Origin of the sequence: Bacillus cereus group sp. BfR-BA-01524, from assembly GCF_022662595.1 — a bacterium.
In the GTDB taxonomy this organism is placed as follows: Bacteria; Bacillota; Bacilli; order Bacillales; family Bacillaceae_G; genus Bacillus_A; species Bacillus_A thuringiensis_S.
The window spans coordinates 1-15,382 of record NZ_JAKUDW010000120.1 but is presented as its reverse complement, the minus strand read 5'-3'; the positions used below and the strand labels follow the sequence as shown (position 1 = coordinate 15,382).

Sequence of the window (15,382 nt, the reverse complement as noted above, 5' to 3'; positions counted from 1 at the left end):
TCTTTATCTGTCGTTACTTTTGTAACTTCATTACCCTTTTCATCTTGGACGATGAATGTTACTCCCGCTAACGGTGCTTTATTATCTTTATCTATCTTTGTTATCTCTACATTTCCCGTATCTACCATTTCATTTTCTATTTTTAATGATAGAACTTCAGTCATGCCTTTTTTAATTTCAAATAATACTGGATCTGTTAGTTTCTTATAGCCTGGTAAACTTTCTTTCTCTACTAATTTGTACTTTCCTACTGATAGATCTGAGATTTTTGCTTTACCATCTTTATCTGTTTTTACTTCCTTTACTACTGTTCCAGCTTCATCTTGCACTTCAAAGACTACGCCTTTTAATGCTTTTTTGTTGTCTTTATCTACTTTTGTAATTTCTACTGAACCTTTATCTAACTGTTCATTTTCTACTTTCAATGATAGGACTGTTGTCATACCTTTTGTAATTTCGAATGATACTGGTTCTGTTAACTTTTTGTAGCCAGGTAAACTTTTCGTCTCTACTAATTTGTACTTTCCTACTGATAAATCTGAGATTTTTGCTTTACCATCTTTATCTGTTTTTACTTCTGTTACTACTTTTCCTTGCTCATCTTGCACTTCGAAGACTACGCCCTCTAATACTTTTTGACTATCTTTATCTATTTTTATAATTTCTACTGAGCCTTTGTCTAACTGCTCATTTTCTACTTTTATTGATAAAGCTTTTGTCATACCTTTTGTAATTTCAAATAGTACTGGTTCTGCTAGATTTTTGTAACCTGGTAAGCTTTTCGTCTCTACTAATTTGTACTTTCCTACTGATAGATCTGAAACGTTTGCTTTTCCATCTTTATCTGTTACTACTTTTCTTACTACGCCATCTTTCTCATCTTGGACTTCAAATTCGACACCGGCTAATACTGCCCCGTTTTCTTTGTCCACTTTTGTAATTTCTATATTACCTTTGTCTACCATTGCATTTTCCACTTGTATTGGGAATATGCCGTCCCCTGTTACATTTACTTCGAACTCTGTTTCTTTTAATTGGTAGCCTTCAGGTGCTTTTGTTTCTTTTAAAATATATTTTCCTGGTGCTAACGGTTTAGAGATTGCCTTACCATCTTTATCTGTAACAATATGTTCGACTACTACACCGTCTTTTACTATATCAAACTCTGCATTTGCTAATGGTTTTTCACCATTTTCCGAATCAATTTTCTTTACTTCAATTTGACCCTTTTGCATAGTGTTTTTAATTTCAATTGTTTTTGTTTCTCCAGCTTGAAGTGTAACCTCTACTGGGCTTGTTAATTTTTGATATCCTTCTGGCGCTACTGTTTCATAAACTTTATACGTCCCAGGAGCTAAAGTTTGAGGTACTGAAAAACCTTTTTCGTCCGTTTTCAGTTTTGCAACAACTTCATTTGCACTATTTCGAACTTCAAATTCGGCACCTTTTAACCCTTTGTTCGGATTCACAGCATCTATTTTATGAATTGATACTGTACCGTCTTTTGGAGCTTCAGGCGGCGTAATGGTTACTTCTTTTGATGTTAATGTTTTATCATCAAAATGTAATTCTGCTTTATTAGGAATCTTCTTATCTACGTAAGAAGATAAGTCTGCATTATTTTTAATTTTCGCCTTAATACTAAGGTTAATTATCTGGTCTTCATATGACTTATAGTCAAAACTCTCACCAAATGTAAATGTTACTTCACTTCTTTGTTTATCTATATTTAACGTTCCTTTAGAAGTAATATCTTGGCCATTTTGATCATACACCTTTGCCTCTAATACTTCTAAAACATCTTCTAAATCATCACTAATTACCATAGATGTGTATTTAGGAGGATCGTTCGGTATATGTGTACCAACTTGGTATTGAATAACTTGATCCATTTGTGTTAACTGCTCATTCTCTACAAGCTTGCCATTCTCATCAACTATATTTTTTTCAATGCTAGGTGGATTATTGTCACCTGAACCGGATCCTCCCCCACCACTTACAAATACTTGTCCTACTTTTTCTTCAGTTTTAATATTTTTACCTTCTAATTTCACAGTATTTTTATGAGGCTTTGCAGCAGGATTTGTAACCTTTGTTTTATATCTTAAAATATAGCCTTTTGAACTGTCTGGAAACTCAATTGTAAATCCAGTCTTCGTTGCATTTATTTTAATGTTAGATAAATCTGCTGGCTTAATATTTGTTGGTGCATAACCATCTTCAAATACAGCCTCTTCTAATACTACGCTGTCTGTAATTAACTCATGCCCAGGTCCTAATGTATCTGTTAATTTAAGATCTTGCATTTCTGTTCCAGTTGCATTTACATATACAAGCCAATCAGCAATTGAAGGATCTTCTTGATTATAAGAACCCCATTTCAATAAATTTTCCGTATTGGGCTGTGGCTTCGGTCTCTCTGTCGTATTATTTACACTTACTTCTTTATTGACGATTTGACCATCAACGTTAAATTCTAATGGAATTTCTTTAACACCATCATATGCTTCTAGACCAAAGTAGAATTCTACGAATAAAGAACCTTTAATGTTATTCTTTCCTTCTACGTAATCACCCATAGTACATGTTAATAGACCCTTTTTCATCTCACATGTACCAACTGTTTTTCCTTCAGCATCTTTTAAAGGAAAACTCATATTCATAAGGTCTTTTCGAAACTCTTTTGGCATATCAATTGTGAATTGATCTCCACTTTTTATTTTTTCTTTAGCTGACCACTTCACTTCTACTTTCATACCATCTGAGGCTTGATACGGTTCAGATGTCGTGCCATCAGTACGGGAAATATTAATTTCGTCCACTGGACTTTTCATCACAGCAGCTTGAATAACTGGAGCCCACACATTCAGCACTGAAAATAATACTAGAAAAACTAATGAAACCATTGAAATATGCCTTTTAGTACTTTTCATTTGCATAGTTCCCTCCTATTTTTTATATTTATATAACAAAAAAAGACCGTCCGGTTGCATCAAAAATGTGCAACCAGACGATCTTAGTAACCAATATGTATTACCGTAGACTCTAAGCTTTGCGGCCTATCCTTTCGAATAGTGTGCTAAAAATATCTTTTATTCTTTTTTTGTTTCATTTTCCTCTTAAACCAAATATTACTATACCGTCTGGACGGTTATAATTCAATACTCTATAAAATTGTTCTATTTTTCTAATAAAAAAAACAATTCACCACTACATTAAATAAGTAATGGTGAATTGTTTTCACATTATATAGTTCGTATATTCTATTTATATGAATTACCAATAAGAGCTTGAATCACTTTTTCTCTTAACTCGGGGCTTAGTCTGCCAACCCCTAAATATTCCGAATACCATAATCCATCTGCCGCTAATCTAATAATTGTTGCACAAACTGAATCTATCTCATCGTTTTCTATATTCTTTTGCAGTTGCTGAAATGATTGTTGTAATGGCTCAAGTAATTCAGGTTTTAACATGAATGCTGCCATCATACTACTAGACAACTCTTCTGTTCTTCTCTCATTACTTAATCTTTCCTCTACAAAAGAGCGAACCCATCTCCCTTTCCTCTCTGAGTCTTCCGCTACTTTATTGTAAATAGCGCCCTCATAATCCTCTATCCCTCTGACTATCATACCTTCTATTAAAGCTTCTTTATTTGCAAAGTGATACAATAATCCACCTTTACTTACACCCGCCTCTTTTGCCACTGCTTCTAAGGTTAATTTAGCAACCCCTTTACATTGCACAATTTGAGAAGCGGCCGCCAAAATCTTTTGCCGCGTTATGCTGATACTCATTCCTTTTTAAAACCCCATTTCTACTAAATTTATATAAATACGAATCTTATTTTTAATATTGTTGATTACTACTAAGTATTTTCTTTATACAACAAAAGCTTCATTACCTTTGAATTTTTAGTTACTTATTCTATTAAAAATTTCCATATCATTCAATATGATAACATCAAATACACAACATTGACTATACATCTATACTTTCATATTCATTCCTAATATATCCATTAATAAAATTTACCGATTTAGTCCTTCTTATTACTTTATCCCGCTATTTGCCGGACAGTAAGACCCCCACCTCAAAATTCAGCTAAAACAAAGGAGTTAGGCGGGAGGCGGGCTGCCCATAAATGCCCGATTGGTGAGAACTAATAATCAGTGGGGAATGAACAAAATCCCCACTGATTAAAGTTTCACTTTATATACGCAACATGGACAAGTATATTTCATTTATGTTGCTTCTTTTATTTTTCCTAAAAATAATCTTACCTATTTTTTAGACAAAGTCCTCAAAAAAGAAAACCACCTACCCCCTAAAGAATATAGGGAACAGATGGTTTATATGTTTTATTAAAAAGTAGTGCCTTCTTTTTTATAATATTCTTTTGAAATCTCTTCATAAAATGCGGCTGATGTCGTGTAGAAATAAGGTGCTAACCATAAGAAACCGATTCCTATAGTAAGAATACTTAATATGAACCAGCCTAAGAAACTTAAGCATAGTAAAAAGTAATCCATTTTATGTCCATTCATCATATGACGACTCTCAGTAATCGCTTGATTCGCTGTATATTCTGGATGATCATTCAAAATAAAATATGTCATAGAATAAGAAAATGATTTAATAATACCTGGAATAATAAGAAGTAATGTCCATAGAGTCAAGTATACATACATTAGTAAATATGTTAAAAACGACTTCATCAACTTACTTCCATCGCTAAACCATCTAAATATATGACCAATGCGAGCATCAGTCCCACGAATTGCATTTAAAACAAGATAATAGGCACCTATTGTTAATGGACCAATAACAAGCATTACAATAATACTTACTGTAAGTGAATCACTTGCCTCTTCCCAACCCCAAAATATCGAGAAAATACCTGTTGTTAGCATTTCAACAGCTCCAATAAGGATTCCAATTAATAAAGTTGCCCCTACCGCTAATCCCCATCTTCCTTTTAATGCATCAAGTGCTTCTCTTTTCAACTGACTTATCATATATAACCTCCTAATACTATTTGTATTTTTGTATACCATTTACATCAAAAAATCCACATATCCCCAAAACAGAAGCATATTACCTTTTTTCATGCGTATTGATACATGTTTGCTGTAGTTGTACTAATATATGGATTAAACGACTCTTTTCCCTATAACAAAAAAGCTTGCCCTTCAGACTAGGCAAGCTTTCTCAAATTATTCCTCACTCATTCTCTTCTTATACCAATCCTGCATTCTCTCCGCGTCTTCTACTCTCGTATGCTCTATTTTATAACTAGATGATGCACTAGAAAACTTATACGTACATAAATCCGCTCGGCGCTGGAAATATGATTGTGTCTTCTCCATTGATTGGACATGTCTTCTTCTAATAAGTCCTGTATATTTTCCGACGCTACGATAGACAAGTGTAATTTGTTCTCCGTTAACACTGTAACCATTTGTTTTAAATGTTGCGTATCCAAGTGTAAAGATAAGGATTGCGAGCGGAATTAATGCCCACATGATGAAGTGCTTTTCAGAGTATATACTTATTCCAAGAAGCGGGATTGCTAGCATTGCGAAGAAGATAAAACTATCAATGAGATAGCGGCGCAATGCTGCTTTTGGTAATGAAATAATGTTTGTATTCAGTTCATATGGTAACTGTAAATGTGCGAGTAACTGTTGCACGCGATCTTTTCGAATAATTGGATGCAGCGTAACTTTTTCTTTTTCGTCATCCATTCCCTTACTTTGAATTACTTCTACTTGCACAGCACAATAACCGAATGGTTGGCGTAAAATGCTTTCTTTTATCGTAATACCTTGAATACGGTGCAATTTTAGTACGAGTTCTTTTCTTTCCAGTAACCCTTGCGAAATACGGACTTCATCATTTTTTCGATTTACTGTGAAGTTACCATGTTTTAACGCGTAGCCAATTGTAGATATAATCCACGAAAGAACGAGCAAAATAGCTACCATGAAAATCCAGCCATATATATCATGTTCCATTACATACGACTTTACGCCATTCTCTATCCATTTCGGAATGTACTCATCTACTTGGTGATAAACGAAAAAGATTAAAGAGAATAATAGTCCAAATTGACCAGATGTAACAGATGCTAATAAAATCTCTTTCCAAGTTAATTTATATTCTGTCGCTTGTTTTTCTTCTGTAACAATTTCTTTTTCTACTACATTTTCTGTTGCTTCGTCTAACGTTCCTCCTGCTTTCACTTCTGGAGTTGGCTCATTTAGCAAAGTAATAAGCTCCGCCGCTTCTTCTGCCGTAATACCAGCTAAGCTAACTTCTGCTTCATCGCCCCCACCAGCTGTTTCAATCTGAATTTTTTTCAAACCGAGCATTTGATATAGTACGTTAGAACTTGTATTAATCGTTTGAACACGTTCTTTATTTAAGTAGCTCTCCTTTTTCACGAAGAGACCTTTTTTCACATGTAATACGTTATTTTCAACCCAATATGTTGTGTAATACCATTTTTCAAATGCTGAAAAAACGGTGAGTAAACCAAATGCTGCGGGAATTAAATACCAAAACGGGAATTTTCCGTTTAAGCTGAACATGAAAATAATGAGTGGTATAAAATCTGTTATTTTTAATTCTAATAACATCGTGATTGGATGCTGCCTCTTATACATCCTCATCACTCACTTTCGCTAATTCTGCGATTTTCGTTTTCAACATTTCTGCTTCATACATCGTTAAGCCTGGGATGCTGTGAGAAGTTGCTGCCGTTGAAATGTGTAATTCTGCTAAGCCATATTTTCTCATAATCGGACCTTGTTCAATCGTTACGTGCTGTACACGAATCATCGGTACTAATACGCGCTTTACGACAAAAAGACCATGCTGAATTTCAAGCTCTTCCTCATTTAGTTGGTAGCTGTAATAACGTTGACGTAGTTTCGGGAATAAGAAGTACGAAAATGGTGCGAACACAACTGTTAGCCCAATCATCACATACAAAATCCACGCCCACCAATCAAATTTTATCATGAGGAAAAGGTAAGCTAAAATGACGAGTATACCGATCCCTTCTTCAATTACAGCACGAACTTTCCACACCTTGACCATGTCAGGGTGAATTTCATTTTTCAATGGATCCATGTAACCACTCCAAATCTAGTAATCTAATATATGAATACTCTCAATCTATTTTTTACATAAATTTACAGAAAATTAAAATTTAATCTTCCTTCTTCTCCGGAATAAAATATCCGAACCAAAGTAACCAAATGAAACCGATTAACTTTAGCCAACTTCCATCCGCTTGAAAAGCTTCAATCATACTTGGTATTTTATAAAGTGAAACTTTAATCAGTGGGGGGTTTTGTTCATCCCCCACTGATTATTAGTTGAACCAATCGGGCTTTTACGGGCAGCTGATCCCCACCTAACTTCTTTGCTTTCGCTGAATTTTGAGGTGGGGGTCTTACTGCCCGTTAATGCGGGATAAATCCCAATAAATCCAAGAAAACCGAGCCACCAGTTTTTTTGCATTTTCATCTTTACTCCTCCTTCATGACGTTTTTCACATTTCGAATCCAAATTTCTTTATACTTTAACTGGAATCCCATGAGCATATAGTTGCTCATATTATCGATCACGAGTGCTAGCGTATGAGCATTTTCTTCCGTTTCATGTTGTGACACAACGCCCAGTCTCGCGCCTTTCTTCAATAAATCGTGGAAACCATGTAAGAAATCCTCTTGTATTTCAAATAAACGTTTCTGGTACTTTTCATTTCGCGATGCAGTTACGATAAATTCATTGATAACGCGTAGTATTCCTTCTTGCCCTTCATACTCAGAGAGCATATGTAAACCATCTGCGATTAACTTTTCTGCAAAGTTTTCTTTCGTATATTGCTCTTTATCGAAATAATTCACGAAATGATACCCAGAAAAAATTTCTTCAAATAAAAAATCAACTAACGCTTCTTTAGAAGAAAAATGATAGTAAATAGCCGGTTTTGAAATACCTACCTCTTTCGCAATCATGGAAAGACTCATCTTCTCAATGCCGTGTTCTGCCATAAGTTTAAATGATGCCTCTACAATGTTCTGCGATGTTTGTAAATTCTTCGTCATACTGTACCTCACTTATTTTTACTTACCGATCGGTAAGTAAATTATAAAACAAAACGAAATGATTTTCAATTTAGTTAGCACTATAGAAGGTATTTATTGGAAAATAAAGAGAGTTATAAAGTAAAAACAACATATAACAATAAAGAGGATATCATATGGGACTTGGTGGTAATGGCGGCGGTGAAGCGGGACAAGCTGGCAAGAGCGGATTTTCATTAATCATTGTACTTTTTATCGTATTGATTATAGTTGGAGTTAGCTATATCGGACTTAGCTTCTAAGAAAAGGCGTCCTACATTACACATGTAGGACGCCTTCTTTTTAATCCCTATTCAGCAACCGCATACGATAACAATTCATCGTTACTTCCCCAAGTCTTTGCAATAATTGATAGTTCGCATACGCGCCGACCGGGGCACCGATTATGGGTACGAGCTGAAGCATTTTTGCTAAATCGATATAGTCTCGGTACTCTGTTTGGAACTTTTCCCAGTCCATATGATTTTCTTCTTCTGTATCCCATGTTTCGATTGCTTTCCATATTTCTTTTCGGTGGTCGTCACTTGAAAAGGCAAGCTGGAAAACGTGAAGGATAAAAAGGCGCTCTTCTTTGTCGCTCGTATCAAATCCGTACAATGTTGCTGCATCGAATAAAAATTTAATTTTAATGCCGAGTAAAAGCGGAAAGTCAGCAAGACCGAGGAGAATACCACCAGCTCCAGTCCCTGCTCCTTCTGCCGCTGCTATTTTTTTGTACTCATCCATTTTTTTACGAACTTCATCGTCACGTCTTTGCAGTGACCATGTCGTCTCTTTTAGCTTCGGCTTTATAAAGTTTGACCCGGCGCTAATTGTTTGTACCATCATCCGGATCGTCTCTGTTAGCACTTTTTGTACTTTCGCCGGAATGAGCTGTTGCACTTTCGTCTGCACTTTTTTGGAGAACCGTGTCATCATAGAAGAATCTTTCATGAATGTAGCTTTCCACTGCTCCAATTCTTTTATAACCTTCTCTTCGTATGTAATCATAGGTTCATTCCTTTCAATTTAAACGCTCAATGCGCTTCGCCCCGTATTGGTAAACGAAACCGATACTAAATAATATGCTTACGACAAGTAAAATTCCTGTCATCATGAAATCTTTCGTTGCTAGTGCAAATATAACTGTAAAGATTACGCTCCCGATGATTAGAATCGCATTTAATAAAGTAAGAAAATCTTTCTTCTTTTCATCTACCTTTACTGGATACAAATCAAGCCAAATTTTCATGCGGTGATGTTTCCATAAAGTTAATAGCTGATAGCCGATTAAGTATAGGAAGATAAAACTTACGATAAATCGCCCATATAAAAATGGAATGAAGTAAAGAATAACTCCTCCAAGAGCGAGCAAACGCACATATAATCCAAAATAGTTACCTGATCTTAAAAACGTTCTCGTATATAAGTATAAATATGTACGCTTTTCGCCGATTATCGACAGAATGAAATCCAGCCATTTTCGGCGAGATACTCTTTCTTTTAATGCTGGTACATCAACGAACATATTCGCAATTCGGTACAGCAGCATCATTTTCTTACCTTCTTCAGAAATTAAATACTCCCAGTTTAGCGGCTTTCCTTTTACCATTTGATGCATGATGGCAAGATATAACACCATGAGCAGAACGATTCCGCCAATAACAAGAACTGAAGTACGTTCTACAAGGAAATATACAAATAAACCGTTTAAGATAAAACGAATAAACCAATCAGCCCTTTGTATATTTTGATCTGTTAAAAATGACTTTTCCCACGCGACGAATAAATTCCACGCTTTTACAATGACAAATGCGAGGACAATCCATATGTAGCCAGCACCGGTTTGCTTCATTTGTTGGAAGTATAACGGAGCAAGCGCAGCTGCTACGATTGCGATTATGTATAACTGAATCATAAATGTAAAGAGAAATGCCTTTGTGAAATAAGGTTTTAACTTTTCTTCTACTGGCAGTAAGTAAACAAGATCTGCTTCTTTTAATAACGTTTGTATCGATCCGGCCGTTAATACGAGTCCAAGCAACACTGCCATAACAAGCGCTGTCGGAAACGAAGGTGTTAACGTTTGTAACCATTGCTGGTAATAATACGCTCCTGCGCCGATTATAAATACAAAAATAAATTTCAAATGATCATTAAATACGTATTTACTATATGTACGAACTTCTTTTAGAAAGTGACGAAATCGTTCTTTCCATAACGCTGTGCTATTCATAATCTTCTTCCTTTGTTAGCGCGATGTAAATATCATCTAACGTTGCACCTGGCATATTAAACTGTGATTGCAGCTCAGATAACGTTCCCTTCGCTCTTACTTCACCTTGATGCAGAATAATGAACGAATCACAATAACGCTCTGCCGTCGCTAAAATATGTGTGCTCATTAAAATACCGGCTCCACTCTTTTTCATTTGATCCATCATTTGAAGAAGTGATTGAATCGCTAACGGATCAAGCCCTACGAAAGGTTCGTCCACAATGTAAAGAGATGGTTCCACTAAAAATGCACTCATAATCATTACTTTTTGTTTCATCCCTTTTGAGAAATGAGACGGAAACCATTTTAAACGATTTTTCATGCGAAATTCTTGTAATAGTTGTCCTACACGTTCTTCATATTGTTTTTCATCGACACCGTACGCCATCGCTGTTAGCTTCAAATGTTCTTCTAGCGTTAGCTCATCATATAATACAGGTGTTTCTGGGATGAACGAAAAACTAGAACGGTACGCTGTCATATCATCACGAATTGTTTTCCCATTAATTGTGACAGTTCCTTTTTTCGGTTCCATTAAACCGATAATATGTTTAATCGTCGTACTTTTACCAGCTCCATTTAAACCGATTAAGCCGACAAGTTCGCCTTTATTAACAGAGAACGAAACATCTTTTAATACAGGTCGTTTCGTATATCCTCCTGTAACATTTTCTACACGCAATAACTCGCTCATACGACACCACTTTCTTCATTAGTATTCATTCTATATTCATCTTACCAAAAATTATGCTGTACTACATAGTATCCATGTACTCAAAAAAAAATTTTAAATTTATTAGCATATATTTTCCCGAAAGCGGACATCATAATTAGTGAAGAAGGAACACATTGAAAAAGCAACCACCAATTGATGAGTACAACAACATAGTGAAGTCATCATGAAATGGGGTGTCCATGTTGGACAATGAAATTTACACATAACCAGATTATTTGTTTCATTTTCGAAACGGGGTGTCTCTGAAAGAGCATATACTGTTTTAAAAAATAAACAATTTCATTTTAAAAAAGATTGCAATTCATTTCACTTGAAAATGGGGTGTCTACGGCAGAAACTTTAGCCGATTTACCGTGCATTTCTTAAATAAATGAGGTGTCTGCGAAACGTAAATTACGATAATGCTTTTTCAATCCCTCTTCAGAAAACAGGAAGCTGAGTCAGCTTCCTGTTTTTCGTGTTTGTTCTCTTATGTAATTATGGTAAAATACGGCTAAGGATATTTGAAAGGATGAGATCAATGAATCATACAGCAGACAATTGTATTTTTTGTAAAATCATTGACGGGCAAATCCCTTGCTCAAAAGTATACGAAGATGAACATGTGCTTGCATTTTTAGATATTAGTCAAGTAACAAAAGGACATACTCTTGTTATTCCGAAAGTTCACAAACAAGACATTTTTGCGTTAACGCCAGAAATCGCATCACACATTTTTTCTGTCGTTCCAAAAATCTCAAATGCGATTAAAGCAGAGTTTAATCCAGTTGGCTTTAACCTACTTAACAATAACGGTGAAAAAGCTGGACAAACTGTGTTCCACTTCCACCTTCATTTAATTCCACGCTACGGTGAAAAAGATGGTTTCGGTGCTGTTTGGAAATCACACCAAAATGAATACACTATGGAAAATTTACAAAACATCGCAAGTACAATTGCAAATAGTGTGAAATAATGACACTATAAGAAGGCGTAATACATAACAAGCCACTTCCCTGAAGTCATCAAATTCCGCATGGCTTGTTTCTTCACCTAAAATGCTCAGGGATGATTGTTTGTGCCTAGCACATATAAGAAAGATATGCATATTTTTTCACATCATGAATACGAACAAAAAATAAGGAGGTCTCCTTTTATGTCAAAAGCTAAATCCTTTATTACAGGTGTTATTTGCGGCGGAGCAGTTGCTGGACTAGCCGTTCTTTTCTCAACTCCTTCTTCTGGTAAAGACATGCGCGGCAAGTTAAAAGAAAAAGGAAATGATATTAAAAAGACTTTAGCTGATATTACAGCTGATACGAAATTATTAAAGCGTCAAATTGTTGAAACTGCTTCAGAAGGTAAAGAAGTGTTTCAAGAACTAAAAGATGACATGCAAGACACGCTTTCTAACTGGAAACAAGATATTTCTCAAAACAAGCGCCATATTGAGAAAGAAATTTTGGACATCCAAAAGTCAATTGAGAAACTGCAAGAAGCTGTTCCAGAAAAAGCGTAAACAAATTCCTGCTTAGTTTTTTGCATATAACAAATATTTTTTATATAAATTGACCTTGACACGGCATATCGTATAGATATGCCGTGTTTTTATGCATTTACAATATATGTTATCAATTAACATGTAAGGACAACGCATGTATTCACGACTCATAAAACGCTTCCATAGTTATGCATGATTTGTATAGAATGTCATTTTGTTAAAAAATTTTCACAATTCTTACAAAAAGACTTTATTAATTTTTATTTTACTGGCATAATAGATAGTAATGAAAAAGAATGTTAAAGTGGGTGAGTAAATGAAAAGTGGAGAAAAAGATTACTCGGTAAAAGAAGCGATGATTTTCAGCCAACGCATTGCTCAATTATCGAAAGCGTTATGGAAATGTGTGGAGAAAGATTGGCAGCAGTGGATTAAACCTTACGATTTAAATATTAATGAACATCATATTTTAACAATCGCTTATCATTTAAAAGGGGCTTCTATTTCTGAGATTGCTAAGTTTGGAGTTATGCACGTATCAACAGCGTTTAACTTCTCTAAAAAGCTTGAAGAACGCGGCTATCTTGTATTCTCAAAAAAGGAAGATGATAAACGAAATACGTACATTGAAATTACAGACAAAGGGGAAGAATTACTACTTCGCTTAATGGAAGAGTATGATCCTGAAAATAATTCGGTATTTAATGGGGCTCTTGCACTTCGTAATTTTTATGGGAAGTTCCCAGAAAATATCGAACTGATTGCAATCCTGCGTAATATTTACGGACAAGACTTTATCGATATTTTTGAGAAATCATTAGAAGATATTGAAGAGAACTTTACAGAATCCGATCAAAAGTTAGTTAAGAAATAATCTATTTATTTTTTCGCAATCATGCTTAAGAATTCATTCATAAGCGGCTTAAATAAACCTTGTTTTGCTAGCGCTTCCGCAGTTTCGTGTACTTCGAGCTGATGTGGAAGCGCTTTTTCAAATTGATTTAACAGCGCATCGAACAAAAGAAGCCCTTCTGCTTTCTCCACTACATATTGCTCGTTCAGTTTTTCACAAAGATTTAGTATACGTTCAATATCTTTTTTACGAGCTTTTTTCTTTATGATCAAAGAATAAAATGGACACTTCTCTTCATCAATCATTTTAAATAGTAGGTCTACGTAGTATTCAGCTTGTTCTAATCTTCTAACAACGTCCATTTTCTCCCTCACTTTCTAACACAAAGTCTTCTATTTCTGAATTTTGTAACACGAACAAAATATCGTGTGATACAATATATGTATATGTATTTTAGCCAAAAGGAGGTCTCGCCTCATGACACTTATAACAGTTGTTTTTGTCGCATTCGCACTTCTTGTTATATTTTACACGAATTTCATGACACATACACTGTGTGAACGAAAACAAATAGCTGCGAGCCGCCAGCCCGGTGTCTTTCGGGTTATTAATGTATGTATAACAATTTTATTAATTTCTAGTTATATAGAAATTATATTTCATGGAAAGTGAGGAAGGAAAGCCCCTTCCTCACTTTTTTCCTCTATAAGCAAATTATACCTACAATAACCAATAAAATAAACAGTACAAGTAATAAAATAAGTTGAGAATTCATCCCCATCCCCTCCTCTATTCTGTATATGCGGCATACGCCCAATATGGTACACTTTCAAAATCTGACACGTACTGGTTAATTTTTCTTTATCAATATGAAAACGAGTCGAAATATGATATATTAAATTTTGTACATATTGCTTATACTATAGAACAAATAACATTCATCAAAACTTTATCCTCAGCCACGGTAAGCCCTGTTAAGCGCGCTTTACAAATATAAAAAGCAAAAGTATCAGTGAGACTTAATCGGGCTCTTATGAACTAAAGTTCATCGGTGTAGGATAAATTAAAAATACATAATAGTAGGAGTGTTTATTGAATGAAGAAAGCGATGCTTGCCTTAGCCGCAACAAGTGTAATTGCATTATCAGCATGTGGAACATCATCATCAGAAAAAGTTGTTACTTCTAAAGCTGGTGATATTACGAAAGAAGATTTCTACACGCAAATGAAACAACAACATGGTAAACAAGTACTAAACAACATGGTTATGGAAAAAGTACTTATTAAAAACTACAAAGTTGAAGACAAAGATGTAGATAAAAAGTTCGATGAAATGAAAAAACAATACGGTGATCAATTCGATACACTAATGAAACAACAAGGTATTAAAGAAGAAACTATAAAAAATAGTGTACGTGCTCAATTAGCTCAAGAAAAAGCGATTGAACAATCGATTACTGATAAAGATGTAAAAGCAAAATTCGAGGATTATAAAAAAGAAGTGAAAGCAAGTCATATCCTTGTAAAAGATGAAGAAACTGCTAAAAAAGTGAAAGATGAACTTGCTCAAGGTAAATCTTTCGAAGAATTAGCAAAACAATACTCTGAAGATACAGGTTCAAAAGAAAAAGGTGGCGACTTAGGATTCTTCGGACCAGGGAAAATGGTAAAAGAATTTGAAGAAGCAGCTCAAAAGTTGAAAAAAGGTGAAGTAAGCGAACCTGTAAAAACACAATTCGGTTACCATATCATCAAAGTAACTGATAATCACGCAGATGCAACTTTCGATAAAGCAAAAGCTGATATTAAAAAATCACTAGCTCAAGAAAAAGTACAAGATGCACAATTCATGAACGATCTTATGATGAAAGAAATCAAAAAAGCTGACGTAAAA

Annotated in this window: 17 protein-coding genes and 1 riboswitch; of the genes, 6 read left to right on the top strand and 11 right to left on the bottom strand. The window is 34.9% G+C overall.

Going from position 1 to position 15,382, the window contains the following annotated elements; translation table 11 throughout:
* The 7 genes from MR170_RS26850 to MR170_RS26820 all read right to left on the bottom strand — a co-directional run.
* On the bottom strand, positions 1–2,939 hold a 2,939-nt coding region (locus tag MR170_RS26850; RefSeq protein WP_242310054.1), incomplete at its 3' end, for a SpaA isopeptide-forming pilin-related protein.
* A gap of 59 nt (positions 2,940–2,998) precedes the next feature.
* Positions 2,999–3,091: riboswitch (cyclic di-GMP riboswitch) on the bottom strand.
* 172 nt (positions 3,092–3,263) lie between these two features.
* On the bottom strand, positions 3,264–3,800 hold the full coding sequence (locus tag MR170_RS26845; protein WP_043935323.1) for a TetR/AcrR family transcriptional regulator: 537 nt from the start codon (positions 3,798–3,800) through the stop codon (positions 3,264–3,266).
* A 567-nt stretch (positions 3,801–4,367) separates the two neighbouring features.
* Complete coding sequence (locus MR170_RS26840) at positions 4,368–5,021, bottom strand: DUF975 family protein (protein ID WP_242310052.1); 654 nt, start codon at positions 5,019–5,021, stop codon at positions 4,368–4,370.
* 198 nt (positions 5,022–5,219) lie between these two features.
* Positions 5,220–6,671, bottom strand: coding sequence for a PH domain-containing protein (locus MR170_RS26835; RefSeq protein ID WP_242310050.1), 1,452 nt, complete (start codon positions 6,669–6,671; stop codon positions 5,220–5,222).
* A complete protein-coding gene (locus tag MR170_RS26830; protein WP_000371358.1) occupies positions 6,664–7,140 on the bottom strand; it encodes a PH domain-containing protein in 477 nt (158 codons plus the stop codon). Before MR170_RS26830 ends, MR170_RS26835 begins: the two co-directional genes overlap by 8 nt.
* A gap of 210 nt (positions 7,141–7,350) precedes the next feature.
* The gene (locus MR170_RS26825) at positions 7,351–7,539 is read right to left on the bottom strand and encodes a hypothetical protein (protein WP_242310049.1); all 189 of its coding nucleotides are present in this window, start codon (positions 7,537–7,539) and stop codon (positions 7,351–7,353) included.
* 2 nt (positions 7,540–7,541) lie between these two features.
* Positions 7,542–8,123, bottom strand: coding sequence for a TetR/AcrR family transcriptional regulator (locus MR170_RS26820; RefSeq protein WP_242310048.1), 582 nt, complete (start codon positions 8,121–8,123; stop codon positions 7,542–7,544).
* A gap of 155 nt (positions 8,124–8,278) precedes the next feature.
* Between MR170_RS26820 and MR170_RS26815 the strand changes: the two genes are divergently transcribed.
* Positions 8,279–8,404, top strand: coding sequence for a YjcZ family sporulation protein (locus MR170_RS26815; RefSeq protein WP_000522756.1), 126 nt, complete (start codon positions 8,279–8,281; stop codon positions 8,402–8,404).
* Positions 8,405–8,444: 40 nt separating this feature from the next.
* Here the strand turns inward: MR170_RS26815 and ecsC are convergent, their stop codons facing one another.
* Genes ecsC through ecsA form a run of 3 tightly spaced genes read right to left on the bottom strand, consistent with a single transcriptional unit; the run spans position 8,445 to position 11,113 of the window.
* Positions 8,445–9,152 carry an ecs operon protein EcsC gene (gene ecsC / locus MR170_RS26810; RefSeq protein ID WP_016082591.1) on the bottom strand — a complete coding sequence of 236 codons (708 nt, stop codon included), beginning with the start codon at positions 9,150–9,152 and terminating at the stop codon, positions 8,445–8,447.
* Positions 9,153–9,165: 13 nt separating this feature from the next.
* A complete protein-coding gene (gene ecsB / locus MR170_RS26805) occupies positions 9,166–10,377 on the bottom strand; it encodes an ABC transporter permease EcsB (RefSeq protein WP_242310046.1) in 1,212 nt (403 codons plus the stop codon).
* Positions 10,370–11,113, bottom strand: coding sequence for an ABC transporter ATP-binding protein EcsA (ecsA, locus tag MR170_RS26800; RefSeq protein WP_001292603.1), 744 nt, complete (start codon positions 11,111–11,113; stop codon positions 10,370–10,372). The genes ecsB and ecsA overlap by 8 nt, the downstream gene beginning before the upstream one ends.
* Before the next feature lie 562 nt (positions 11,114–11,675).
* On the opposite strand from ecsA, the gene MR170_RS26795 reads away from it, so the two are divergent.
* The 3 genes from MR170_RS26795 (at position 11,676) to MR170_RS26785 (ending at position 13,509) form a co-directional block, all read left to right on the top strand.
* Positions 11,676–12,110, top strand: coding sequence for an HIT family protein (locus MR170_RS26795; protein ID WP_016082593.1), 435 nt, complete (start codon positions 11,676–11,678; stop codon positions 12,108–12,110).
* 180 nt (positions 12,111–12,290) lie between these two features.
* Entirely contained in the window at positions 12,291–12,653 is a 363-nt protein-coding gene (locus MR170_RS26790) for a YtxH domain-containing protein (RefSeq protein WP_000030302.1), read from the top strand.
* A 298-nt stretch (positions 12,654–12,951) separates the two neighbouring features.
* Positions 12,952–13,509 carry an HTH-type transcriptional regulator Hpr gene (locus tag MR170_RS26785; protein ID WP_000834924.1) on the top strand — a complete coding sequence of 186 codons (558 nt, stop codon included), beginning with the start codon at positions 12,952–12,954 and terminating at the stop codon, positions 13,507–13,509.
* Between the two features lie 5 nt (positions 13,510–13,514).
* Here the strand turns inward: MR170_RS26785 and MR170_RS26780 are convergent, their stop codons facing one another.
* Positions 13,515–13,850: a DUF1878 family protein gene (locus MR170_RS26780; protein WP_000383657.1), complete on the bottom strand. Its 336-nt coding sequence runs from the start codon at positions 13,848–13,850 to the stop codon at positions 13,515–13,517.
* A gap of 115 nt (positions 13,851–13,965) precedes the next feature.
* On the opposite strand from MR170_RS26780, the gene MR170_RS26775 reads away from it, so the two are divergent.
* Positions 13,966–14,160 (top strand): hypothetical protein, encoded by a 195-nt coding sequence (locus MR170_RS26775; protein WP_000172690.1) that lies wholly within the window; start codon positions 13,966–13,968, stop codon positions 14,158–14,160.
* A gap of 424 nt (positions 14,161–14,584) precedes the next feature.
* Positions 14,585–15,382 (top strand): peptidylprolyl isomerase PrsA (prsA, locus tag MR170_RS26770; RefSeq protein WP_242310043.1); only part of this gene is annotated, 798 nt, incomplete at its 3' end.

Excerpts from the sequence above, each read along its gene's own strand:
- MR170_RS26845 (WP_043935323.1), bottom strand. The coding sequence starts at position 3,800 with ATGAGTATCAGCATAACGCGGCAAAAGATTTTGGCGGCCGCTTCTCAA.
- MR170_RS26840 (WP_242310052.1), bottom strand. The coding sequence starts at position 5,021 with ATGATAAGTCAGTTGAAAAGAGAAGCACTTGATGCATTAAAAGGAAGA.
- MR170_RS26835 (WP_242310050.1), bottom strand. The coding sequence starts at position 6,671 with ATGTATAAGAGGCAGCATCCAATCACGATGTTATTAGAATTAAAAATA.
- MR170_RS26830 (WP_000371358.1), bottom strand. The coding sequence starts at position 7,140 with ATGGATCCATTGAAAAATGAAATTCACCCTGACATGGTCAAGGTGTGG.
- MR170_RS26825 (WP_242310049.1), bottom strand. The coding sequence starts at position 7,539 with ATGAAAATGCAAAAAAACTGGTGGCTCGGTTTTCTTGGATTTATTGGG.
- MR170_RS26820 (WP_242310048.1), bottom strand. The coding sequence starts at position 8,123 with ATGACGAAGAATTTACAAACATCGCAGAACATTGTAGAGGCATCATTT.
- MR170_RS26815 (WP_000522756.1), top strand. The coding sequence starts at position 8,279 with ATGGGACTTGGTGGTAATGGCGGCGGTGAAGCGGGACAAGCTGGCAAG.
- ecsC (WP_016082591.1), bottom strand. The coding sequence starts at position 9,152 with ATGATTACATACGAAGAGAAGGTTATAAAAGAATTGGAGCAGTGGAAA.
- ecsB (WP_242310046.1), bottom strand. The coding sequence starts at position 10,377 with ATGAATAGCACAGCGTTATGGAAAGAACGATTTCGTCACTTTCTAAAA.
- ecsA (WP_001292603.1), bottom strand. The coding sequence starts at position 11,113 with ATGAGCGAGTTATTGCGTGTAGAAAATGTTACAGGAGGATATACGAAA.
- MR170_RS26795 (WP_016082593.1), top strand. The coding sequence starts at position 11,676 with ATGAATCATACAGCAGACAATTGTATTTTTTGTAAAATCATTGACGGG.
- MR170_RS26790 (WP_000030302.1), top strand. The coding sequence starts at position 12,291 with ATGTCAAAAGCTAAATCCTTTATTACAGGTGTTATTTGCGGCGGAGCA.
- MR170_RS26785 (WP_000834924.1), top strand. The coding sequence starts at position 12,952 with ATGAAAAGTGGAGAAAAAGATTACTCGGTAAAAGAAGCGATGATTTTC.
- MR170_RS26780 (WP_000383657.1), bottom strand. The coding sequence starts at position 13,850 with ATGGACGTTGTTAGAAGATTAGAACAAGCTGAATACTACGTAGACCTA.
- MR170_RS26775 (WP_000172690.1), top strand. The coding sequence starts at position 13,966 with ATGACACTTATAACAGTTGTTTTTGTCGCATTCGCACTTCTTGTTATA.